The organism is Shewanella sp. CG12_big_fil_rev_8_21_14_0_65_47_15, assembly GCF_002783505.1.
In the GTDB taxonomy this organism is placed as follows: domain Bacteria; phylum Pseudomonadota; class Gammaproteobacteria; order Enterobacterales; family Shewanellaceae; genus Shewanella.
Map to the genome: position 1 here is coordinate 1 of NZ_PFGL01000062.1, position 24,364 is coordinate 24,364.

Consider the following 24,364-nt stretch of genomic DNA (forward strand, 5'->3'; position numbering starts at 1 on the left):
GAGATAGGGATATCGAGCTGGCTATTTAACATGGACGTTTTTGATAGGACGAGCAGTCCTCCTTGGTCGACTCTTGATTAAAAATCAGGGGGTGAAGTCCCACGACTTTGATTTTGATTAAAGCATTCAAAATACGAAAAACACTTTGGGGCAATAGCTTTTTAGCTGAACGAGCCGCTAGAGGGGTAGTTAAGATTGGCCTTGTTGCACCAGTGACCTTCTAAAACAGGGATGTTTTAGTCGAGCCCTCTGGGATACATCTTTTAAAAGAAATAGGCGGCGTGTCACTGGGGAAACAATGACAATTAATGCTGCGCGTAGCTCAACTGTCTTGTTTTGGGTGCTTTGTATCAAAACTGACATGCCCATAATGAATGGACTTAAGGCGGTCTTTTGAATGGCGCGAGGGAATGACCCCGTGAAATTATTCTTGCTAACTTGTAGTCTTATCGCAAATCAGCATAATGCTTTGAGCCGTTAAGCTTAACACTATTTTTTATGGCTGCGGTTTGCTGCACTGACCAGTGCTTGTGCTAAAAAGTATCACTACGCACTCTCTCAGTCGCCGCGTGGCAGCTTATAATGGCCTTACAACCTTGTGTTATAACGCTCCTTAACACCTTGATAAAGGATTGATTCTCCCTTTGACTCGCTCCCGTCAACCGACATCAAAGCACGGTTTATCTAAAGAAACAGTGGCTAAGCCAACAGCCTCAAAAGGCGCTGCAGCGGTGAGCCGGCTCGCGGCCGAAGTGCAACGCGCTTTTTTGCCCGATGGAGTATTGTCTAAGCATATTCAAGGGTTTAGTGCGCGAACAAGCCAGATGCAGATGGCGCAGCAGGTGAGTGAGGCGATCGCGTCTAAGGGTAATGTGGTGATTGAGGCGGGCACTGGGGTAGGTAAAACCTTTGCGTATTTGATCCCTGCGATATTAAGCGGTAAGCAAGTTATCGTCAGTACGGGCAGTAAAAATCTGCAAGAGCAGTTGTTTTTTAAAGACTTACCCGCGCTGGTCGCCATGTTGGGAATTGAGCCCAAACTGGCGCTGCTAAAGGGGCGCAATAATTATCTGTGCCAGTGGCGACTCGATAAGCAAATGAGTGAGGCCACACATATCGATGCGCGTTTGTTGGATGATTTGTTGAAAATCAATCAGTGGGCGGGGATCAGTAAAGATGGCGATATTGGCGGCTTGACCTCAGTGCCTGAGAATTCTTCGGCGCTGCCGCTCGTGGTCAGTACTAAGGAAAGCTGTATTGGTAAGCGCTGCGACTTTTACGATGCCTGCTTTACCCGCAAGGCGCGCAGCCGTGCCATGGATGCCAAAATCATCGTGGTGAACCACCATCTGTTTTTCGCCGATAGTGTGCTTAAGGACACTGGCTTTGCCGAGTTATTACCCGATCCCGATGTGGTAATTTTCGATGAAGCGCATTTATTACCCGATATTTGCGTTAATTATTTTGGCCAGCAATGTTCGAGTCGCACTATCGACGATTTTATTCAAAAGTTGCTGGTTATTTATCAAACAGAACTCAGCGACACTGGGCAAATTGCCCAATTTTGCCAGCGTTGTCTCGCTAAATTAAGTGATTGGCATAATCAGTTATATTCCTGCGGCGAATCAGACTGGCGACGGGTGTTGGGAAATAAAACCATAGTGCTGGCATCTTGGGATTTATTGACCGAATTAACCGCGCTGCAAAATTTATTACTGGCCCATATTGGCCGCAGTGAATTATTGGATGATATTGCCATTAAGCTTACCGAACTCAATAGTAAACTGAGCGTGTTTTTTAGCTGTGATAATCATCAAGCGGCCTACAGTATCGAATTTGGCAGTCGTTTTGTGGTGCTGCGAATTTCACCAATCAATATTGCCCGTGAGTGCCAGCAGTTATTTGTGCCGGAAACCAGCTGGATATTTACCTCGGCAACTTTGCAGGTTAACCGCAGTCTTGCCCATTTCGCCCGAGAAATGGGGATTGTCGATGCGCAGCAAAGCATTCTCGACAGCCCCTTCGATTATCCGCGCCAAGCGGTATTTTGTGTGCCAAGACAACTGGGCAGCGTGACCAATCAACAGCAAGCGTTAAAACAGCTGGTGGATGTGTGCGTGCAGGCGATAGATGCGGCCCAGGGACGCACCTTTATTTTATTCACTAGCCACCATATGCTCGAACAAACGGCGTTGGCGCTGCGAACCCGCACTCAATATCCGCTACTGGTGCAAGGGCAAGCGGGTAAACAGAGTCTGCTGACTAAGTTTCGCCAACTCGGCAATGCGGTGTTGCTCGGCACTAGCAGTTTTTGGGAAGGGGTGGATGTGCGCGGTAAATTGTTAAGCTGTGTGATTATCGACAAATTACCCTTCGTATCGCCCGATGAGCCACTGTATCGTGCCCGCGCCGACAATGTGAGTCGCCAGGGGCTCGATCCCTTTACTGAAGTGTCGTTACCTCAGGCCATTATTGCGCTGAAACAAGGGGTTGGCCGGCTTATTCGCGATGAAAAAGACCGCGGTGTGCTGATCCTTTGCGATAATCGCATCGTGAATCGCTACTACGGCCAAGCCTTTTTAAACTCTCTGCCGCCGATGGCACGCACCCGCGATTTAGATAAAGCGTTGGCTTTTTTAAGCAAGATCCCTTAAGGACCAGTTGATAAACAAACTGTTAACTAAAAGTAAGGGAGCGATAATCGCTCCCTTACTTTTGTATTGAGTGCATAGTGACGGTTAGCCAAACTCGCGGCTAGATTTTTAATCCCACCATCAGTTGGTCCAATTGCCCCGCGGTGGCTTGCAACTCATCACAGCCTGAAACCGATTGATTTGCCGATTGCTCCACATCATGGGATTGGTTCCGAATTTCCATCAAATTAGTGGCAATTTCGTTGGCAACCGCCGATTGTTCTTCCGCCGAGGTGGCAATTAATACGCTCATTTCGAAGACTTTATGACTATGGTGGGCAATATGTTCGAGATCTGTGCCCGTTTGCAGCACATGCTGCTTGCCTTCGCTTGCCTGGCTCACGGTACGAGACATCACCTGCGTCAAGTTACGGGCGCCCAATTGCAGGGCCTCGATCATGGTTTTTATCTCAACCGTTGCGGCTTGCGTGCGACCCGCAAGTGTACGTACTTCATCGGCAACTACCGCAAAGCCTCGACCTTGCTCACCGGCGCGCGCCGCTTCAATGGCGGCGTTGAGGGCGAGTAGGTTGGTTTGCTGTGAAATCGCATTAATGGTGGAGACCACTTCATCGATTTTACTGGCGTTTTCGTTAAGCACTGCGACCGCATCGGAGGCGTTGGAAATGTCATCCGATAACAGATCTATCGCCTTAACTGTGGTGTCTATGTCCTTAGACCCCGCGCTCACCTGTTGATTGGCCTCTTGGGTTTCGGCGGAGGATTGCTCGGCATTGCGCGCCACTTCTTTTACCGCCGCGGTCATTTCCTCCATGGCCGTCGCTAAGGAATCGAGGTGCTGGCGTTGGTTTACCGCAAGGGATTGTCCTTGCTGCGCCGTGCTTCTAAAGGAGGAAACGACTTCCCTAATCTTGCTGGTGGACTCGGCTATCTGCTTCACTAAGGTATGTTGACGTTCGACTAAGGTATCTATGCTGATGGCTAAGATACTGAACTCATCCTTCACCTCGAAGAAGTTTAAACGGCCGGTTAAATCACCGGATGCGGCCCGTTTTAATGCCATGACAGTGGTGTAGAGTGCACCGCCAACAAAGGTGGAAATGTAATAGCTGAATAAAAACAACACGAACAGGAGTGCCGCCATCAGGCCGTAAACCAGCCAATTATCCTTGGCGAGTTGGGCATCAAGCTCCCGCTCATCTATCGGGATGATAGTGATAAGCTCTTGATCATTCACGCTGCTAATGGCCCTTAACGCCTTACCACTAGTCTCTATGCCACCGCCACTGCGGGCAATGGACTGAGCCTTAGCGTCGGCGGTGGTGATCGAAACAATACTGACATTGCCTTGTAGATCACGTCTTAGCTGGCCTTCGAGTGCCTGACGTTCCTGTTCGGCGGATTTTCCGTAAAGCAGACCCGCCACTTGGTTTATTTTTTGTGACGAGGTTTGTAGTGTGGCTAGATGATTGTCGAGCAGTGTTTGTTGAAACTGGTTATTAAGGAAAACTGAGAATCCCACAATCATTAACATGGGAACTAGGGCTAGAATAGCGAATTTGGTTTTTAAGGTCATGTGGATAAGATATTGATCTATCCAGCGAAATTTAACTTCTTTCATTAGCGCCTCGATAAATTGGGCTGATACCGAATCTATATCGGTCAGTTTGCCATAGACTTTATGTTTTTTGCTTTGTAAGCAATTGCTTGTATTATTTTTATCCAATTGCAGTCTTTTTGGATGCATTTGCTGCAATGTCGGCAAGGTACAAGCTCGAGTTTACAGTTTAGTTACATTTGGTGCTAGTGGTGCAGAACAGGAAAGATCTTGGCTTAAAAAGCATCGGCTGAATGTCGGCTTACATAGGATGCGTGCCCATTCGGGGGTAACACATGAATTTGCATGATAAAAACCCCCACTAAACCCTAGTAATATCTCGCTCGCTCGCGTAAAATTTCTGTCCTTTTATTTCGTTATAGCTAGCAAAGCGTCTGGCATTAACGCCCGATAACCTGAGCACCCAAATAGCCTGAAAGTTTGGCGCCCATAGCACTTGTTTATCAAGCGCGACTATGCAGTGGAAGAGAAAATGCAGCAGTTAACTGAGATCGTAGAACAAGCCTTAGTCATTATTGACCAGGCCAGTGATCTAAAAACACTGGATGATATCCGTGTCGATTACCTGGGTAAGAAAGGTAAGATCACCGACATGATGAAAATGATGGGTAGCTTAAGCCCTGAAGAAAAGCCCGCCTTTGGCCAAGCGGTCAATGATGCGAAACAGGCGATTCAACAAAAATTAACTGAGCGCATCGATGGTCTGAAGAGTTCGGAGCTGGAAGCCAAATTAATCGCCGAAAAGATTGATGTGACTTTGCCAGGCCGTACCCAAGAGATCGGTGGCTTACATCCAGTGACGCGTACCATTGAGCGTATCGAAACCTTCTTCGGGGAATTAGGATTCTCGGTAAAGCAGGGACCTGAAATTGAAGATGATTTCCACAATTTCGATGCGCTGAATATCTCTGAGCACCACCCAGCGCGTGCCGATCACGATACCTTTTACTTCAATCCTAAGCTGATGCTGCGTACCCAAACGTCGGGCGTGCAAATCCGTACGATGGAAACTGAACAGCCACCACTGCGCATTATTTCTCCGGGTCGTGTTTATCGTAACGATTACGACCAAACCCACACGCCAATGTTCCACCAAGTGGAAGGTTTGCTCGTGGATGAGCATGTGAACTTCGCCGAACTGAAGGGCATTTTGCATGACTTCCTGCGTAACTTCTTCGAAGAAGATCTGCAGGTGCGTTTCCGTCCTTCTTACTTCCCATTCACTGAACCTTCAGCCGAAGTGGATGTGATGGGCAAAAATGGCAAATGGTTAGAAGTGCTAGGCTGCGGCATGGTGCACCCTAATGTGCTGCGCAGTGTCGGCATAGATCCAGAAAAATACTCTGGTTTTGCTTTTGGTATGGGTGTCGAGCGCTTAACTATGTTGCGTTATGGCGTAAACGATCTACGTGCGTTTTTCGAAAACGACCTACGTTTCCTGAAGCAATTTAAATAACGGAGCTGTATAGCATGAAATTTAGCGAATCTTGGCTTCGTGAATGGGTAAATCCTTCCATCAGCCGTGAAGCATTATCCCACCAGATCACTATGGCTGGCCTTGAAGTCGATGGCGTTGAAGCCGTGGCTGCCGATTTTAGCGGTGTAGTGGTTGGTGAAGTGGTCGAATGTGGTCAGCATCCAGATGCAGACAAACTGCGCGTGACCAAAGTCAGTGTCGGCAGTGGTGAGCTTATCGATATCGTCTGCGGCGCACCAAACTGTCGTCAGGGTCTTAGAGTGGCCGTGGCTATGGTTGGCGCCGTATTACCAGGCGATTTCAAAATCAAGAAAGCCAAGCTGCGTGGCATGCCATCAGAAGGCATGTTGTGCTCCTACAGCGAGCTTGGCATTAACGTCGAAAGCGATGGCATTATCGAATTGCCATTGGACGCGCCACTAGGCACAGATCTGCGTGAGTATCTCAAGCTTAATGATGCCGTGATTGAAGTCGATTTAACCGCTAACCGTGCCGATTGCTTAGGCATGGCAGGCCTTGCCCGTGAAGTGGGCGTGTTAAACCGCCAAGCCGTGGTTGAGCCACAGTGGCAAGTTGTCACACCAACAACGGATGCACAGGTGACGATTAACGTTAAGGCGCCAGCCGCTTGTCCACGTTACTTAGGCCGTGTGGTGAAAAACGTCAACGTGAAAGCACCAACACCCTTATGGATGCAGGAAAAACTGCGCCGTAGCGGCATTCGCTCTATCGATCCTATCGTAGATATCACTAACTTTGTGTTGATTGAATTCGGTCAACCTATGCACGCCTTCGATTTGGCCAAGTTAACCGGCGATATCCAAGTGCGTTTAGGTACTGGCGAAGAGAAAATCACCCTGCTCGATGGCAGCGAAGTCACGATTCCAAGTGATACACTGGTGATTGCAGATGACGCGCGTCCATTAGCCCTTGCTGGCGTGTTTGGCGGTGAATACTCAGGTGTGAGCGACACTACCCAAGACATATTACTTGAATGTGCCTTCTTCGCGCCGCTTGCCATTATGGGTAAGTCACGTCGTTTGGGCCTGCACACGGATTCATCACACCGTTTCGAACGTGGTGTTGACCCTGAGATGCAACATAAAGTTATCGACCGTGCGACCCGTTTAGTGCTGGATATCTGTGGCGGTGAAGCGGGCCCAGTGGTGGAAGCTAAATCTGACGCTGACTTACCCAAACCTGCGCAAATTTTATTACGTCGCAGCAAGTTAGATAGAATCCTCGGTCACCATGTACCCAACAGAGATGTGGCTGAAATTCTCGAGCGTTTAGGTTTTAGCGTAGTTGCAGGTGAGGGGAGCTGGCAGGTCACTACTGCGACCTATCGCTTCGATATGGCGATTGAAGAAGACTTAATCGAAGAAGTGGCGCGTATTTACGGTTATAACAATATTCCGAATACGGCACCGGTTGCTGCGTTGCGTATGTCAGATCATAAAGAATCTGACTTAAGCCTAAAACGCGTGCGTGCCCTATTGGTCGCCCGCGGCTTCCAAGAAGCGGTCACCTACAGCTTTGTCGATCCCAAACTGCAAAATCTGGTTCACCCTGGTTTAGACGCTATGGTGTTACCAAACCCAATTTCCAGTGAAATGTCGGCCATGCGTTTGTCGATGTTTACAGGATTATTGACTGCCGTTGGTTACAACCAAAGTCGTCAACAGAGCCGAGTGAGACTTTTTGAAACTGGCCTGCGCTTTGTTCCTGATATCAATGCAGAATCCGGTGTAAGACAGCAAGCTATGCTCGCTTGCGTCATTACTGGGCTCCAAAATGACGAACATTGGGCTATGGAATCGAAAACCGTTGATTTTTTCGACCTTAAAGGTGATTTAGAAGCAATTATCGGCTTGACAGTTTCCGCATCAGAATTTAGCTTTAGAGTAGCGACACATTCTGCTCTCCATCCGGGGCAATGTGCTGAAATATTGAGAAATGATCGAGTGATCGGTCATATAGGTGCAATCCATCCTAGTTTGGAGAAGCCTTTTGGACTCAATGGTAAAACCATCGTTTTTGAGTTGGAATTGGATGCTTTATTGCATACCAGTTTACCGCTAGCCCAAGCTGTATCTAAGTTTCCAGCTAATCGTCGTGACATCGCTGTGGTAGTGGATGAGAGTGTATCTGCAGGCGATGTGATGAAAGTGATAAGAAAAGTTGGCGAAAATCAGTTGGTTGGCATAAACTTGTTCGATGTATACTTAGGTAAAGGTGTTGAGCCTGGCAAAAAGAGCCTAGCGATAGCACTTACATTACAAGACACTACTCGTACACTTGAGGAAAAAGAGATTGCTGAGACCGTTGGATCAGTTGTTTCCGCCCTTAAGGCCGAGTTCAACGCATCGTTGAGGGATTAAAGTATGGCACTTACCAAAGCCGAAATGGCAGAACATCTTTTTGAAACACTGGGAATGAACAAGCGTGTCGCCAAAGAGATGGTTGAGTCGTTCTTTGAAGAGATTCGAGGCGCACTTGAAAGTGGTGAGCAGGTCAAGTTATCTGGCTTTGGCAACTTTGACCTTAGGGACAAGAATCAAAGACCGGGAAGGAACCCAAAAACAGGCGAAGATATCCCTATTTCTGCTCGCCGTGTCGTGACATTCCGTCCCGGCCAGAAGCTGAAAACCCGCGTAGAAGCTTCAAACACGGGTAAGTAATTTCGTTTGTTTGATGGGAAAGCCACTCCTTTGGGAGTGGCTTTCCTGTTTATTTTTTCGTGCAATATCTTCATTATCTTTATCCACTGTCTGAGGTGAATTCTTTGTCAAGACAGCCCAAACATTTCGACCGTCGTTTTAAACTCGCCCTATTACACCCTCAATACTGGGCCACTTGGTTGGCGATTGGTCTATTAGTGATTTTCGGACTCATGCCCGCATGGCTGCGTGATCCCATTGCCAGATTATTGGCAAGATTAGTGCTCCCGATTGCGAAAAAGCCGATAGGGATTGCGAGAGCAAATTTGAAAGCCTGTTTCCCTGAAAAATCCACCGCCGAGATCGAAGCGTTAATCCGCGAGAACGTACAAAACTTTGTCCTAGTGCTGTTGGCCCAAGGTGAATTATTAGTGCGCTCGAAAGCGCATTTGCGCCGCCGGGTGAATCTTATTGGTTTTGAACATGTGAAAGCGGCTCAAGCGGCGGGCCAACCGGTGATTTTTATTATGCCCCATGTCTGGCCCATCGATTATGCAGGCTTACGCCTTAACCTCGAGTTACCTATGGTGACTATGGCTAAGGCCCATAAAAATGGATTATTCAATTGGTTTAGCAATCGAGTGCGCAGTAGCTGCGGTGGCTATGTGTATATGCGCGAGGCGGGTATTCGAGCGTTATTGGCCGAGCTTAAGCGTAATAACAGCTTCTTTTATCTGCCCGATGAGGACTTAGGCCCAGAGCAAAGCGTATTTGCGCCATTTTTAGGCACAGTGAAGGCGACGCTCCCGGTCGTTGGACGTTTAGCCCAGGCGGGTAATGCCCAAGTGCTGCCGGTGAAGATTGGCTACAACCAAGCGACACGGCAATTTGATCTCACCGTGATGGCGGCGGTTGCGCCTGAAGATATGGTGGGTAAAGAAAACGAGGCGTTAGCGCTGAACAAAGTGGTCGAGCAAGTGATCTTAGCTTACCCTGAGCAGTATATGTGGTTTCTAAGGGTCCTTAAGACGCGCCCAGAGGGTGAAGCCTCAATCTACCGTTAGATGCTGATTGTGGCTCAAAATGGCTTTGAGTGCTAATGGCTTTGAACGTGAATGGCATTGAATACTATGGCTTGAACACTGAGTGCTCAAAGCCATTTTTGTTTCGAGGGGACTTGTTATCGACAGCACTCTTTAGTAAAAGCGCTGCTATTAGCAATCTGGGTAGCGAATGATTAATCCTCTTCTTGCTCCATTTCAAGTTGCATCAGTAGCATATCTTCGCCATCGAGTACCCGAGTGCGATAGCTTTGACACGCAGGGCAAACGACGGTGCGTTCGCTCAGCACGGACTCGCTCTGGCAGTCTTGGCAAAGTATCACTAAGGGCTTAATTTGCATATTGAGTACAGCGTCCCTGCATATGCCATCGAGTTTAAAGGTATCGAAGGCGGTTTGTAACAGTGAGGGCTCAACCCCGCTCATGACCCCAAGTTTAATCTCTACGCGGGTGATTTTGTTGGCTCGATTAGCCCTTGCATGCTGCTCGCATTGTTCAATCAAGGCACTGACAATAGAATATTCGTGCATTAACAAATCCTTGGTAGTAATTCACCCTGGGGCAGATCGAGGTAGCGAGTGGTATTCCAAGGGGTTTTTAACACCACTTTCCCCGCTAATTTATCCTCCACAGTGCCGATAATGGCTGCATTCTCACAGCGGCCAAAGCGTTGCATGATTTCTAAGGCACCTAAGGCAATGTCACTTGGAACGGCTAAGATAAAGGTGCCTTCGTTGGCAAGATCCATGGCTTCGAATCCATAGAGTTCGCACAGGCCTTTGACTTCATCGCTGACGGGAATACTGGCTTCATTCACTGTGATGCTCACATTAGATGCAACTGCCCATTCGTTAAGCACCGCCGATAAGCCACCGCGGGTGGCATCACGCATCGCATGGATGGGAATATTGGCGGCGATCAATTGCTCGACCACGGGCCAGAGCGTCGCGCAATCACTTTGAAGGCTTGATTCTAAGGTTAATCCTTCACGGGCCATTAGAATGGCCGCGCCGTGGCAACCAATATCGCGGGAAACAATAATGGCATCCCCCGGAGCGACATTCGCCGCCGAAATATTGGGGCGCAGGATACGACCAATGCCTGAGGTATTGATAAATAAGCCATCGGCACAACCCTTAGGGACGACTTTGGTGTCACCGCAGACAATCCGCGCACCACAGTGTGCTAACTCTTTGGCCATGCTGCGAACGATTGCCGTTAAGTCATTGATAGAAAAACCTTCTTCTATGATCACGCTGCAACTTAAATACTGAGGCTCAGCCCCCATCATGGCGAGATCGTTGACAGTGCCTGCAATCGCTAACTTGCCAATATCGCCGCCGGCAAAAAACAGCGGTGAGACAGTAAAGGAATCCGTGGTAAAAGCGGTTGACCCGTGCAGATCCAACTTAGCTGCATCTTCTTCACTGCGCAGAATCGGGTTATCAAATTCGGTAAAAAACAGCTCACGGATCAGTTTATTCATCTCTTTACCGCCACCGCCGTGGCTGAGTTGGATGGATTTATCTTTTGGGGAATCAGCCATGGTGTGGCTCCTTGATATCGACGCCTTGATAGCGGTAATAGGCATTGCAGGCTCCCTCGGAACTCACCATGCAACTACCTAAGGGGGTTTCGGGATTGCAGCCACGGCCGAAGACTTTGCAATCCTTAGGTTTTGCCAGTCCGCGGAGAATATCGCCGCATTGGCAGGCCTTATGATCGTCAATTTCTTTGGCAGGCAAACGGTCTTTAAAACGCAGCTCGGCATCCCTATGGGCATATTCGGGCTTGATCTGCAGCGCTGAATTTGGGATAGGCCCTAGGCCGCGCCAGCGAAATTGGGGCCTGATTTGAAAGACTTGATTGACTTTGGCCTGTGCGGTGAGGTTTCCCTCCTCCGATACGGCGCGGCTGTACTGGATATCTAGCTCGGCTTTGCCTGCGGCTTTTTGGCGCACAATACGCAGGATGGACTCCATCACGTCCACGGGTTCAAAGCCTGCGACCACCACCGGCGTGCCGTACTGCGCAACGGCGGGGCGGTAAATTTTCGCGCCGCTGATCACGCTTACATGGGCGGGGCCGATAAAGGCATTGACCCTAGCATTGGGATCTTGCATCACGGCATCCATAGCAGGCGGCACTAGTACATGATTGATATGAAAGAATAAGTTATCGAGTTTCTGCTGCTCGGCGAGCTGCAGCAAAATGGCTGTCATAGGGGTTGAGGTTTCAAAGCCAATGGCGAAGAACACTACGGTTTTATCGGGATTATCGCGGGCAATTTTCAAGGTATCTAAGGGATCGTAGATGGGCCGTATATCACAGCCCTGGGCCCTAAAACTGGCAAGCGAGCCCTTAGAGCCGGGGACGCGGATCATATCGCCTAGCGTCACTAAGATCACATTTGCCTGGGAGGCTAATGCCGCGGCTTGGTCGATGCGCTCCTTAGGCATAATGCACACAGGGCAACCTGGGCCATGGATAAACTCGATATTATCCGGCAGTAAATCCAACAGACCGTATTTCATGATGGTATGGGTGTGGCCACCACACACTTCCATAATATTGATCTGTCCTTTGACCAATTTAGCCGTTTGTTGAATATCTTGGGCCAAAGTCGCGATAGTTTGGGGGTCGCGAAAGCCTTGATAGAGGTGTTTTAGTTCGAGCATGCTCTTTCCTTGGTGCACGTTATCTGGTGCACGCCTTTCCTAATCCATAGGGTACACTCGTGTATCAGTGCACCACTTCGCTTTCGAGCTTAGTGACTATTTCTTGATATAACTCAAGGCTTTGTTTGGCATCTTCCTTGTCGATTTTGTTCATCACAAAGCCAATGTGAATAAGCACATAGTCACCAATTTCAAGGGGTTCTGCCATTAAATGACTGCTGACATCGCGGCGAACCCCTAAGGTGTCGACGGTGACACTCTGACGTTCGGCATCAATGGCCACGACTTGGGATGGAATGGATAAGCACATTATTGCGGCTCTCCCACAGATGTTTGGCGGATATTGTCCTTAAGCCACTGGGCAACGGCCCGCATTGAATCGCCATCTTTAATTGAGACTTCAATGATTTGGGTAGCTGGGTTGAGTTTTTTAAGCTGGGCTCTGGCTTCGTCCAGCTTGAAATCAAAGTAGGGCAATAGATCGCACTTAGTGATCAACACTAGGTCTGCACGGCGGAACATTACCGGGTATTTTTCAATTTTATCATCACCTTCTGGCACCGAAAGCAGCACGATATTTTTATGGGTGCCAACATCGTAGCTTGCTGGACAGACTAAGTTACCGACGTTTTCCACAAAGCAGATATCTAAGCCTTCGAGGGGCAGATGGTGCAGGGCGCCGTGCACCATAAAGGCGTCGAGGTGACAGGCCGATCCCGTTTGAATTTGGTAGGCCTTAATCCCTTTAGCGATTAAGCGGTCGGCGTCGCGGGAGGTTTCTAAATCCCCCTCAATCACGGCATAGCTGAGCTGCGTATATTCTTTAAGGTGTTCTAAAAGCGTGGTCTTGCCACTGCCGGGGCTACTCATTAAGTTAAAGGCGGTAATATTGTGCGCCTCAAAATGGGCGCGGTTGTGGCCCGCTTCGACATCGTTCTTATCTAAAATTTTATGGATCACAGATAAGGTTTTCTTGTCGTTTAACTGGGGATTGGTGTGTAATTCTTGGTGGCTATGCTCATGGGTATGGGAATGGTCATGGCTATCCTCGTGTGCGTGCGCGCCGTGGTGGTTATGCTCGTGGCGGGTAAGGGAGCAGCCGCAGTCTTTACACATATTTGATCTCTCCTTGTCGAGGGTGTGTTACCTGACACTGTATTGCTTAGGTTGAAAACTGAGCGTTTATTTGGTTAAGCTAATGTTAAGTGTGATACAAATCCGGCCATGATTCTTTGATGTTCGTCAGGTTTATAGAGATAAAATGCAGGATGGATATCAAGGCCATTCAGCGAGTTTGATGTATTCCATACCAGAGTTGCCCAAGGGCGATGCCGCCGTCATTGATTGGGATCTGTTGACTGGATAATACCTTGTTACCTTGGGTACTGAGTTTGCTTAGGCAGTATTCCAGTAGGTATTTATTTTGAAATACACCGCCGCAGAGCACAGTTGGCAGTTGTTTGTACTTAGCGGCATAGTTACAAAGTGAATCGCCCAATGTGTGCAGGAAGGCGCGGGCGATGGCATAACGTCTATGGTCCGTGAGTGGCTGCGCCGTGATCAATTCAACGAGTTGCTTGAACATATCACTGCTACACCACTGGTCGGCCTTAAGCGGTAAGTTGAGCTGAATGATATCGAGGGATAAGGCATCGGCGCGATTGGCCGCGGCTTCTATTGCCATGCCGGCTTGGCCTTCAAACAGCGTGGTTTCTATCAGTCCTAAGGCGCAGGCGAGGGCATCGAACAGCCTTCCTGCCGATGAGCTTTTAAGTGCACTGCCGTTTTGCCAGATTTTATATAAATTCGTTAAGGTATTTTGGCTTAACCTATTGATAATAGGTAAGTTAAGCGCGATCACTGCATCGAGGCTCATTTGCTCGAACAACAATGCCAGTAATAATCTCACGGGTTGCTTAATCGCTTGCTCACCGCCCAGCAGGGCTATGGGTTCAAAGTGCGCCAGCCGTTCGGCCGTATCGAGCGTCGTTAATAGCACTTCGCCACCCCATAAACTGCCATCGTCCCCCAGACCTGTGCCATCGAAACTAAAGCCTAAAACGGGATCACGATATTGGTTGATGGCCATCACACTCAGCACATGGGCGTGGTGGTGTTGCAGCGCTAAACACGGTGTTTGCTTGGTTTCTGTTTGCATTTCTGCCCAGCGTGAGGGGGCATAATCTGGGTGTTTATCGCGCAGAATAAGATTTGGTGAAAATTGGTACAAGCGGGTGAAGGTGGCTAAGGTGCGCTCAAAATACTGCTCGGCGCTGACGCTGAACAGATCGCCAATATGGGGACTTAAAAATACATTACTGCCAAAACCAAAGGCCAGCGCATTTTTTTGCTGTGCGCCAACGGCGAGAATCGATTTATGTAGCGGCGTATCTAGTGGGAAGCTTAAGGGTGCGTAGCCTCGGGCGAGACGCAGCACCTGCACCTCTGCCGGTAATAAATGCGGTTCTATAACCTGCACAACACTGTCGTCACAGCCATTTAGAATCGGCCTGTTATGGTCGACTATCGCATCCACTACATGGCTTAAGTGGCTGATAAGTTCAGCACAATCCGTGATAATCGGCTCCCCCGACACATTAGCGCTGGTGGCGACCAAGGGCCCTTTGAAGAGGCCTAACAGCATATGGTGCAGCGGTGTGTAGGGCAAAAATACCCCGAGTTTATTCAGGTTGGGAGCGACGGCTAAGCTAAGATCATGCTCGCTTCGGCTGCTCATCAGTACTATGGGCCGCTCCTGCGAGCTAAGCACTTGCCATTCAGCGTCTGAGCCTGTGACATAACGTTTGGCCATGTCGATATCGGCCATCATCACCGCCAGCGGCTTAGCTTGGCGCTGTTTGCGCTGACGCAGTGTGCTGACGGCTTGGGTGTTTCTGGCATCACAGACTAAGTGAAATCCACCTAGGCCCTTGATTGCTAAAATTTGCCCTTGGTTTAGCCTAGCTACTGCGGCTTGAAGCACCGCAATATCCGTACTTAAGTTTATGACCTTATGCCTAACGTTCTTGTCTTGAATGCCCTCTTCTTGAATACATTGCCCCTGGGGCGTTTTTAAACTGAGTCTGGGACCGCATACCGGGCAACTGACGGGCTGGGCATGATAGCGACGATCCAGCGGATCATGGTAGGCCTTAGTGCATTCGGGGCACATATCAAAGCCCTCCATCGAGGTATTGTGGCGATCATAGGGTAAGGCTTTGATGATAGTGTATCTTGGGCCACAGTTAGTGCAGTTAGTAAAGGCATAGCCAAAGTGACGATCATCAGGATTATGCATATCATTCAAGCAATCTTGGCAGGTACTTTTATCCGCCGAAACGGCCACCTGTGCAGTGAGATTATCCTGCTCGCTGGCATCGCTTTGAATGATGTCAAAGCTTGTTTCGCCTGAGATTAAGAGCAGTGATGTTTGGATAACATTATCGATCCGTGCCAGTGGCGGCGGTGTGCTCGTTAAAGTCGTTATAAATGCTTGCAGGTCGTTCTCGTTGCCTTGCAGTTCTATGGTCACGCCGTTGGCATTGTTGAGCACTGTGCCTGTGAGTCGATACGCCTTGGCATAGCGATAGACGAAGGGGCGAAATCCCACCCCTTGTACTATGCCGGTGATCTGGAGTTTACGGCGTACGCTGGCTGCCCTATGGGCAAGATCTTCTACTCTCAATTATCGCTTTGCCTATGTTATCTATAGGGTTATATAAGATATTTCTGGGGCCGCTTACGCTTGTTCATTGAGTTTACGCTGCTTAACATAGAGCGCGCCCACGGCTAAGTTATCGCCGTCTAAGTCTAGGCTGCGATTGACCACCAAAGGGAAGTTTTTGCCTAAGCGCAAACGAATGCGTTTACACAGGGTTTCATTGGCTAAGTCATTGCCAGCCAAAGCAATATTGTGCACGCCGATATTTAAGTCAATATGCTCTAACCAGTTAGCGAGGTAGTCGGCAAGGGAGTCCTGCATGGCGAAGGCGAGCTGGCTTGGATCATCATTACCCGCGACGCGAAAACTTAACACTGTGCCTAGGGTTTTACACCAATTAAGGCTGCGGTGAGCTTCACCCTTAGTGAGTGGATAATCGATGCGTGGAGCATTGGCGCCGTGGTAACGCATGGCGGTCGCCATCAGTGCATCGCTGAGCCATTCTTGGCTGTGGGTCTCTTCGTCCTTGTTAAGACCAATTAAAATGGCGGCAATGGCCCATAGACTTTGCAAGTTGTCACGCCTGCCATGGAGTTTTAAGCTTAAGAGTTTTAAATAGTCTTCGGGGAACAAGCTCTTAAACTTTTGCGCTACGGCTTTTTGTGGGCTGCTGTCCAGTTGATGGAAGATTTCGTAACCGTTATCGGGCAGCGTGGGCAGGGCAAAGAACAGCGCGGTATCGCCTTTATTATCGCAGGTGACAATTTGGCTGGGATGGCTATGGCTTAGGTAGATCGCGGCGGCGTTCTTTGCTTGTTTTTGCGAGGTGAATTTGCCATTTAACAAGGTGGCGAATAAGGCCGCATCTGTGATGCTGTGATCCTCTGCGCTTGCTAGGCGTTCAATGGCCGTTTCACCCTTATCCAATGGATCGATCTGGACTGTGAGCGTGCCTTGGTGTGCACGTGATTTTTTTACGGCTTGCCATTGAGCCTTAAATCCTAAAAATGAGATCTCATCCCTGAGTGGCTCGGGCGCGGTAAATTGCTTGGTTATTGGCGGTAAATCATAACTAGTTAACTGTGCCCAAGCCCCCTCGACCCACGCGAGTTTCGATCTATTATGCTGGCCGCGAATGTAAACCCAATCGACCCCTCTTTGTCTTAACACTTCGGTGAGCACTAAGATCACTCGGCTATAGGCAAAGCAAATGTCGTACAGTGGCGCACTGAGCTTATCGTGTTCCTGTGTGGGTCTGGCGCAAATAAGCGGTTTTTCAATACTGGAAAGCGCGAGCACTTGGGCGTCATTCAGGCAGAAATGGGCGTTCAGGGTATTAGGATTACAAATCAACAGCTGCGGCCGCTCGCCTAAGGGGAGATCAAACGGTGTCAGGCTGAGTTGCAACTCATCGGCGGCCGCTAATGTCAGTGGGCCTTGGGTTAGCAAACCCTGCGCCATGGTTTTAATATCTGATAAAGTTAAGGCTTTTTGTGCAGGGGTTAATTGCATTTCGCCGTGGCAGCAGGGGCAGACTAAATCGAGCGTGCCAAATTTGGCCGACTGATTATCGCCAATTAACGGGTAACACTGCTGGCAAAAAGCCGCGATAGCGTGATGAGAGTCAGACTGTGAATAGGGTAATAAAATTTTGCTGCCTTGAGGCTCGTCGATAACGTTAATGCCAGAATCAATCAGCCAAGTGGAAATCAAAAAGTCAGCGGCAATGGCATCGGCTAACTGTTCGAGTTGCGCTTGTTCGCCCTTGGCTTCAATAAAATAGGTTATCGGACCAAAATCATCTTGGCCAAGGTGGTGCTGAGCATCGCAACCTATGTTGATATTCAGCGCATCATAATTTAGATATTGATTACATAAATGCGCATACAAAGGCACCTGACGTGAGCAGGTAAAATCAAATCTGATGTTTTTCATCTTCTATATTTTCACCAATAGTGACGCCACGTTTATAAGAGTGAGGGATCAGCGAATCGATACTATGTTCGGCAATGCGTGTTGTCGTGAATCCAAGGGCGGCTAAGTGGGATAACAAGGTTTTTTCCATTAACGGCACTGCGGCGGCCACTTTGGGGGTCAGACCGAGTACCATAGGTTCAAGCACTGTGGGGGTAACGCCTAGTACAAAGGTTTTAGGTCTATCACCGACCATGTCCATCATATTGAGGGTTTGCAGCATTTCCACTTCATGGGCACTGCCTTGCCAGTCGATTTCCTGTGGCGCCTTATCAAAATCAAAGAAATACACTTCGCCAGCCTCGACGCCGTTGGCATTGACGGTATCGACTACGATCAAATAATCGTATTGGCAAATAATCGGAATGAGTCCCTGGGCCAAGGTGCCGCCATCGAGCAACTCGAGCTGGTGCGACTCATGGTTAAACTGATAATTATCAGCGATGTAATTGACAAAATGTACGCCGATGCCTTCATCGGCGTACAGGACATTGCCAATACCGAGTAGCAATATCTTCATTGGACTCCTAGTGGTGTGAGTCTGGCTTCGGATAGTCGTAGCCAGAGACAATTGAGTCGACCGAGTTATGTTTGAAGCGTATCCCTGACCAAACCGCCATGTAGACGTGGATAACCACAAAGATAACGAATGCCCAAGTTAAGTAGTGGTGCCAAATCCTAACCTGTGCCAGTCCACCCATTTGTGCTGTGATCCAAGCTGCGCTGCCCCAAAGCATGCCACCTAAACCTTGGTGATACACATTGGCATACAGCACTAGACCCGTTATACATATCACGAGAGCGACCAGTGAGATTGCTACATAAGTCACAAATTGCAGCGGTCCATAGACACCCGCTTTATGTAAGTGTCCCATCCAAATGTAGGATTTCAGTTGAGTTACCCAGCTTTTCACGCTCATCACATCGCGAAATGAGCGCCGCTCGATATCACTGCGACTGAAAAAATACAGGTAGAATCTCGCCAAGGTGATTGCGGTTAAGATAAAACCACAGATCAAATGGGCAAAACGTATCCAGCCTTGTACCAGCACATCTGTGCTCTCGGGCGCCACAAGAAACGGCCAAGCAATATAGAAGCCAGTGATAACGAGCACGAGAATCGATAGTGCCCGTAACCAGTGGAAAATTCGTATTGCCGGACTAAAAACCAGTGTCCGAATGCGGGTTGCAGAATGGTTCATTTTGCGTTCCCTCCCTCGTTTATTGGCCATTGGGGCTGACACGGAACTCGCTCAATGCTTGACCTTTATAGTCCATCACGTGTACAGAACACGCCATACAAGGGTCGAAAGAGTGAATAATACGTATCACCTCAAGGGGTTTGGTTGGATCTTCCAGTTTTAAACCAATGAGTGACGCTTCATAGGGGCCTATCTTACCGTTGGCATCCACAGGACCTGCGTTCCAGGTAGTAGGTACCACGGCTTGGTAGTTTTCAATCACCCCATTTTTAATGCGGATCCAGTGGCTTAACATGCCCCGTGGCGCCTCAATCATGGCGTGACCGACATACTCTTTGCTTGGGTCGATATCCGGCTTCACATAGGTTGCTTCATCGGACTGAATATTGGTCAGCAGTGCATCGAAGGTTCTTAACCCTTCCTGGGCGACGATAACCGTCTGTAGCATCCGCGCTGCGGTGCGGCCTAAGGTAGTAAATAGCGCTGAAATCGGTAAACCCGTGCGGGTGAGCAGGGCATTAACCGAATCCACCACCACTTTATTACCGCGGGCATAACTCACCAAGAGGCAGGCGAGTGGGCCCACTTCGACGGGTTCACCTTGATAGCGGGGGGATTTCACCCAAGAGTATTTACCGTCACCATCTAAGGTTGGCAGTTTGCCGTAGACGGTATCCCGCTCTACAAAGCCGGTATAGTTTGGAATAGTCGTTCCATCGTAGGGGTGTTGTGGTGCATCGGCGGTATACCAAGCATGGCTGACATCCTCGGCGATAAGTTCAGGATTCACATCGCTAACACCGGCTAAATCCCCATTCATAATCACGCCTTGATCGAACATATATTCGCCGTTAGCGAGTACGAAGTCATTGGTCGCCATGAAGTTTTTCACATTCACACCGCCAAGCACGCTAGGCTCAGTACCAAAGGCTTCGGCTGCCATCACGATATCCGCTTGATAGGCGCGCAGGATAAAGTCAGTCACGGTCGCGTGTTTTTGCTTCCATTCCTGCAGACGTGCTGGGCTTAACATGTCACGCACCGAGGTGACACCACCGACGACTAAGGATTGTGGATGCGGTTGTTTACCACCAAAAATTGCCAACATTTCTGCTGCAACCCGTTGAACCTCTAGGGCTTTTAGGTAGTGTGATAGGGCTATAAGGTTTTGCTCTGGGGTAAATTTATAGGTGCCATTGCCCCAATAGGCATTGGCAAATGGCCCCAATTTACCGGTTTCGACAAAGCCTTTGACTCTCTCTTGCACCGCTCGTAATTCACCTTCACCGGCGGCGATAGGTTTATCCGTGTACTTGAGTGCCACCTGTGCGGCTTTAGCAGGATCGGCGCTCAGCGCTGATACTACATCCACCCAGTCTAAGCCATGTAGATGGTAGAAATGCACTATATGGTCATGCATGTATAAGGATGTTTGCATCAATGAGCGTAGGTATTTGGCGTTCAACGGGATTTGAATACCAAGGGCATTCTCAACCGCCTCAGTACCGCAGCGGTAGTGGGAATAAGTGCAGACTCCGCAGATCCGCTGCACAATCAGGCCGACATCCATAGGGGTACGACCCTTAAGGATGACTTCGATACCGCGCCAAAGAGTTGAAGATGACCAAGCCTTGTTGATGACGTTATTTTCATCAACTTCAACTTCGATACGTAAGTGACCCTCGATACGTGTGATAGGGTCGATAACAACGCGCTTGCTCATGGGTTATTCCTCCAGCGGCTTGGCAAAAATACTGGCAACGGCATGGGCTCCAATACCCACGACAGTCGCGCCTAAAATCACCGCACCAACAGTATCTGCGGTCGCATCCAATCCATGGAGGAGTTGACGGCCAAGGGGTTTTTCAAAGTCGGCCATATCATCCCAGAAGTTAGGCTCTGAGCAGCCCATACAGCCGTGGCCCGCTAATACTGGCCAGCTTGTGTGGTGGTTAAAGCGCTCCGTTGGGCAGTTATTATAGGTGTAAGGTCCTTTACAACCCACTTTATAGAGGCAATAGCCTTCTTTTGCGCCGTGATCGCCAAATTCTTCAACGAATTCACCAGCATCGAAGCGGCCACGGCGTTCACAGTTATCGTGTACCCGTGCGCCGTAGGCCCACTTGGGACGGTTGAACATGTCCAGCGCTGGCAACTTGCCGAACATGATGAAGTACATCAGGGTGCCGACGATATTCTTTTCACTCGGTGGACAACCACCCAAGTTGATCACGGGTTTACTGACCACTTCATGTACGCCCTTAGCCCCGGTTGGATTAGGGTAGGCGGCCTGTACCCCACCGAAGGAAGCGCAGGTCCCCACAGAGATAATGGCTGCGGCACCATCGGCGGCATGTTTGATAATTTCTAAACCTGTGTGGCCTTTACAGCCTACGGTCAAGAAGCTGCCGTTATTGGCGGTAGGTATGGCTCCTTCAACGGCCAACAGATAACGGCCCTTGTAGGTTTCTAATGCATGTTCGAGGTTTTCTTCGGCTTGCCAACCCGCTGCAGCCATTAAGGTTTCGTGGTATTCCAAGGAAATATGATCGAAGATCAATGAATCTAAGTTGGGTGTATCGGCACGAACTAGGGATTCAGAGCAGCCAGTACACTCGGCCATATGTAACCAGATTAAGGGTACACGGTCGGCTAATTCGGCGGCCTCTGCGACTAAATTACTAAAGGGCAGTGGTAATGCGAGCATGCCCGTCACCATTGCACTCCACTTCATAAAATCACGGCGGCTAATGCCGTGTTGTTGCATTTTCTCAATAAGAGATTGTTGTTGACGGGGAGCGAATTGGCGCAGTGCATCTAAGCGCGCCTTTCCCTGTTCATATAGGGCTGCATGTGTGTCCATGGGTCAACCTTTTTGTTATTTAAATGTAAATTGGTAAGGGTTTACATAATTGACTCTGTCAGTTTAGGCCGCCAGACTGTAAAGATTATTGATGTATATCAAGAATTTTTGAGAGATGTGATAGAACAGATTTTGACATTTAATTAACATGACCCAGATCTAATTTCGCTTTTCCTAATGGGTCAAAATGTCCCGTTTTTTATAAAACTGTGGTGCGGTTCGTTTTGTAAGCAACTGATATATGTGGAAGAACCGGGAACATCAGCGTGGTTTTTTCTTTTTCAGTTTAAGAAAACCTTAAGATTCGGTGAATAGATTCACACTCAACTGTAAAAGGTGGACTCCCTATGAGAAAACGATGGTTGTTATTAGCATTGCTAACTGCTGGAGCCCATGGCGCTCCTTCCTTAGATCACCAAGTGTTTAACGCACAAAACCAAGTGATTTCGTTGAGCGAATTTAAGGGCAAGGTTGTATACGTTGATTTTTGGGCCTCTTGGTGTGGTCCTTGTCGTAAGTCCTTTCCTTGGATGAATGCAATGCAGCAAAAGTATCGAGACCAAGGCCTAGCCGTAGTTGCGATTAACCTCGATACCGACCAAGCCCTAGCCGATGAGTTTTTAAAGCAAGTTCCCGCCCAATTTACTGTGCGTTTTAATCCCGAAGGCGATGTCGCCCGTAGCTTCGATTTACTGGGAATGCCCAGCAGCTTTATGTTCAATCGCCAGGGGCAGTTAGTGCAAAGCCATGTTGGTTTTTATCAAGACAATGCCGCTGAATATGAGCAAGAACTTATTAGCCTATTGAAGGAGTAATTTATGCGAAAACCCCTTTTTGTCGTCGTGGCCCTGATTGTTGGCTTGAGTGGTTGCTCAAGCTTAGGGGTAGAGCCTTGGGAGAAAGGCCAATTGGCCCGCAGTGATATGGCACTCGACAGTGAAAAACTCGATCTGGCCCTCGATGATCATATCTATTTCAGTAAAGAAGGCAGTAGCGGTGGCCGAGCCTTCGCTGGTGGTGGTTGTGGTTGTAACTAAACGCTCCGTTGGTGTTATTTGCCCTTAGATGTAATGAACAAATGTGACGAGATCAAGGGCGAAATCCCGCGGTATTGCATAGAGATAAGTGACCTACAGGTGTTGTCAGCTATGACTAAAAATAACAATCAAAAGAATGCAAGACCGACTAAGCAGATTGCCGGCGCCTTAGCCTTAGCCAGTTGCGGCCTATTTGCCACCAGTGGTCATGCCACCGAAATAGCGAAAAAAGTCGATGATTGGAAAGTCGATGCGGCGCTGATGTATTACGGTGAGCAGGATAGAGTGCAGGCCGTTGAAGCCATAGGTACAGCGCAAAAAGCCTTTGGTGATGACAGTGTGCTGGATCTTAAACTCGTTGTAGACAGTTTAACTGGTGCTTCGGCGTCGGGTGCCGTCGCCCAGGGGACGAGTCAAACCTTTACCCGTCCATCGGGCAATGGCCAATACAGTGTGGCAGCGGGGGATACGCCGCTCGATGACACTTTCCATGATACCCGTGTGCAAGGCAATGTGAACTGGACTCAAGTGTTAAATCCAGATTGGAAAGTCACTGCTGGGGTGTATGGTTCAAAGGAATTTGACTATATGTCAATGGGGCTCAATGCCAGTATTGAGCGCGGTTTCAATAAGGACAATACGACATTATTTCTCGGGACGGCCTATAGTTTCGATGTGGTCGATCCCGTCGGCGGACGCCCAGTGAGCTTATCCTCTATGGCCATGCGCGATGACTTCACCACAGAAGAAGCCTACCGCACAGCATTTGATGCGACCCGTCAAAGCGGTAGCGATGATAAGCAGACCGCCGATATTATGTTGGGCATCACCCAAGTGCTGAGCCAACGTTGGCTGTTGCAGGCCAATTACGGTTTATCCAGTGTCAACGGCTATTTAACCGATCCCTATAAAGTCCTGAGTGTGGTAGATGACAACGGTCTGACTCAAGATATCGTCTACGAGAACCGTCCCGATTCCCGCTTAAAACACAGTTTTTATGTGATGACTAAAGGCGCTTTAGACTCGGGGGTGGTGGATTTCTCCTACCGCTACAATACCGATGATTGGGATTTAACCTCGCACACTCTAGAGACCCATTACCGTTATTACTTTAGCGGCAGTTTTTATGGTCAATTGCATTTACGTTATTACCAGCAAAGCGCGGTGGACTTTTATCAGCCCTTCTTGATGGCCGATACTCCCATGCCCGAGTTTGCCAGTGCCGATTATCGCATTGGCGATATGACGGCATACACTATTGGTGTGAAGTTTGGGCATCGCTTAGCGGGCGGGCATGAAATGTCCTACCGTTTGGAATACTATCAACAGGATCCGAAAAATAATGGCACGGCTATCCCTGGGGAGCTGCAAAACTATGATCTATTCCCGACTCAAAAAGCGATAACTGCGCAATTTAGCTATTCTTTTTAGATTGCGGAATATTTTGAGTATAGGTGTTGAGGATAGCTTAATGGCGAT

At 48.8% G+C, this 24,364-nt stretch carries 20 protein-coding genes; 8 read left to right on the top strand and 12 right to left on the bottom strand.

Annotated features, from left to right (window positions below):
* The first annotated feature begins 644 nt into the window (after window positions 1-644).
* The gene (locus COW15_RS16425) at window positions 645-2,654 is read left to right on the top strand and encodes an ATP-dependent DNA helicase (protein ID WP_293633816.1); all 2,010 of its coding nucleotides are present in this window, start codon (window positions 645-647) and stop codon (window positions 2,652-2,654) included.
* A 100-nt stretch (window positions 2,655-2,754) separates the two neighbouring features.
* Here COW15_RS16425 and COW15_RS16430 read toward each other — a convergent pair whose 3' ends face one another.
* Window positions 2,755-4,275, bottom strand: coding sequence for a methyl-accepting chemotaxis protein (locus COW15_RS16430; protein WP_293633818.1), 1,521 nt, complete (start codon window positions 4,273-4,275; stop codon window positions 2,755-2,757).
* A 469-nt stretch (window positions 4,276-4,744) separates the two neighbouring features.
* Here COW15_RS16430 and pheS point away from each other — a divergent pair, with 469 nt between their 5' ends.
* From pheS to lpxM, 4 genes are all read left to right on the top strand, one after another.
* Window positions 4,745-5,728 carry a phenylalanine--tRNA ligase subunit alpha gene (pheS, locus tag COW15_RS16435; protein ID WP_293633821.1) on the top strand — a complete coding sequence of 328 codons (984 nt, stop codon included), beginning with the start codon at window positions 4,745-4,747 and terminating at the stop codon, window positions 5,726-5,728.
* A 14-nt stretch (window positions 5,729-5,742) separates the two neighbouring features.
* Entirely contained in the window at window positions 5,743-8,130 is a 2,388-nt protein-coding gene (pheT, locus tag COW15_RS16440; protein ID WP_293633823.1) for a phenylalanine--tRNA ligase subunit beta, read from the top strand.
* Between the two features lie 3 nt (window positions 8,131-8,133).
* Window positions 8,134-8,430: an integration host factor subunit alpha gene (gene ihfA / locus COW15_RS16445; RefSeq protein ID WP_253988015.1), complete on the top strand. Its 297-nt coding sequence runs from the start codon at window positions 8,134-8,136 to the stop codon at window positions 8,428-8,430.
* Between the two features lie 104 nt (window positions 8,431-8,534).
* On the top strand, window positions 8,535-9,473 hold the full coding sequence (gene lpxM / locus COW15_RS16450) for a lauroyl-Kdo(2)-lipid IV(A) myristoyltransferase (RefSeq protein WP_293633827.1): 939 nt from the start codon (window positions 8,535-8,537) through the stop codon (window positions 9,471-9,473).
* 173 nt (window positions 9,474-9,646) lie between these two features.
* Here lpxM and hypA read toward each other — a convergent pair whose 3' ends face one another.
* The 11 genes from hypA to hyaA form a co-directional block, all read right to left on the bottom strand.
* A complete protein-coding gene (gene hypA / locus COW15_RS16455) occupies window positions 9,647-10,000 on the bottom strand; it encodes a hydrogenase maturation nickel metallochaperone HypA (protein ID WP_293633829.1) in 354 nt (117 codons plus the stop codon).
* Window positions 10,000-11,016: a hydrogenase expression/formation protein HypE gene (hypE, locus tag COW15_RS16460; RefSeq protein WP_293633831.1), complete on the bottom strand. Its 1,017-nt coding sequence runs from the start codon at window positions 11,014-11,016 to the stop codon at window positions 10,000-10,002. Before hypE ends, hypA begins: the two co-directional genes overlap by 1 nt.
* Window positions 11,009-12,148 (bottom strand): hydrogenase formation protein HypD, encoded by a 1,140-nt coding sequence (gene hypD / locus COW15_RS16465; RefSeq protein ID WP_293633833.1) that lies wholly within the window; start codon window positions 12,146-12,148, stop codon window positions 11,009-11,011. The genes hypE and hypD overlap by 8 nt, the downstream gene beginning before the upstream one ends.
* Before the next feature lie 64 nt (window positions 12,149-12,212).
* Window positions 12,213-12,458, bottom strand: coding sequence for a HypC/HybG/HupF family hydrogenase formation chaperone (locus COW15_RS16470; RefSeq protein ID WP_293633835.1), 246 nt, complete (start codon window positions 12,456-12,458; stop codon window positions 12,213-12,215).
* Window positions 12,458-13,264 (bottom strand): hydrogenase nickel incorporation protein HypB, encoded by an 807-nt coding sequence (hypB, locus tag COW15_RS16475; protein ID WP_293633837.1) that lies wholly within the window; start codon window positions 13,262-13,264, stop codon window positions 12,458-12,460. Before hypB ends, COW15_RS16470 begins: the two co-directional genes overlap by 1 nt.
* Before the next feature lie 169 nt (window positions 13,265-13,433).
* Window positions 13,434-15,833 carry a carbamoyltransferase HypF gene (gene hypF, locus COW15_RS16480; protein WP_293633839.1) on the bottom strand — a complete coding sequence of 800 codons (2,400 nt, stop codon included), beginning with the start codon at window positions 15,831-15,833 and terminating at the stop codon, window positions 13,434-13,436.
* Window positions 15,834-15,887: 54 nt separating this feature from the next.
* Window positions 15,888-17,744 (bottom strand): NiFe hydrogenase, encoded by a 1,857-nt coding sequence (locus COW15_RS16485; RefSeq protein ID WP_293633841.1) that lies wholly within the window; start codon window positions 17,742-17,744, stop codon window positions 15,888-15,890.
* Window positions 17,725-18,303 (bottom strand): HyaD/HybD family hydrogenase maturation endopeptidase, encoded by a 579-nt coding sequence (locus tag COW15_RS16490; RefSeq protein WP_293633842.1) that lies wholly within the window; start codon window positions 18,301-18,303, stop codon window positions 17,725-17,727. The genes COW15_RS16485 and COW15_RS16490 overlap by 20 nt, the downstream gene beginning before the upstream one ends.
* Before the next feature lie 7 nt (window positions 18,304-18,310).
* Window positions 18,311-18,985, bottom strand: coding sequence for a Ni/Fe-hydrogenase, b-type cytochrome subunit (gene cybH, locus COW15_RS16495; protein WP_293633843.1), 675 nt, complete (start codon window positions 18,983-18,985; stop codon window positions 18,311-18,313).
* A gap of 19 nt (window positions 18,986-19,004) precedes the next feature.
* On the bottom strand, window positions 19,005-20,708 hold the full coding sequence (gene hyaB / locus COW15_RS16500; protein ID WP_293633844.1) for a nickel-dependent hydrogenase large subunit: 1,704 nt from the start codon (window positions 20,706-20,708) through the stop codon (window positions 19,005-19,007).
* Between the two features lie 3 nt (window positions 20,709-20,711).
* The gene (gene hyaA / locus COW15_RS16505) at window positions 20,712-21,848 is read right to left on the bottom strand and encodes a nickel-dependent hydrogenase small subunit (protein ID WP_253988004.1); all 1,137 of its coding nucleotides are present in this window, start codon (window positions 21,846-21,848) and stop codon (window positions 20,712-20,714) included.
* 347 nt (window positions 21,849-22,195) lie between these two features.
* Between hyaA and COW15_RS16510 the strand changes: the two genes are divergently transcribed.
* The 3 genes from COW15_RS16510 (at window position 22,196) to COW15_RS16520 (ending at window position 24,316) form a co-directional block, all read left to right on the top strand.
* Window positions 22,196-22,663 carry a TlpA disulfide reductase family protein gene (locus COW15_RS16510; protein WP_293633849.1) on the top strand — a complete coding sequence of 156 codons (468 nt, stop codon included), beginning with the start codon at window positions 22,196-22,198 and terminating at the stop codon, window positions 22,661-22,663.
* A gap of 3 nt (window positions 22,664-22,666) precedes the next feature.
* Window positions 22,667-22,885: a DUF4266 domain-containing protein gene (locus COW15_RS16515; protein ID WP_293633851.1), complete on the top strand. Its 219-nt coding sequence runs from the start codon at window positions 22,667-22,669 to the stop codon at window positions 22,883-22,885.
* 111 nt (window positions 22,886-22,996) lie between these two features.
* Window positions 22,997-24,316, top strand: a complete 1,320-nt coding sequence (locus COW15_RS16520; protein ID WP_293633853.1) for a DUF3570 domain-containing protein — start codon at window positions 22,997-22,999, stop codon at window positions 24,314-24,316.
* The last annotated feature ends 48 nt before the right edge of the window (window positions 24,317-24,364 follow it).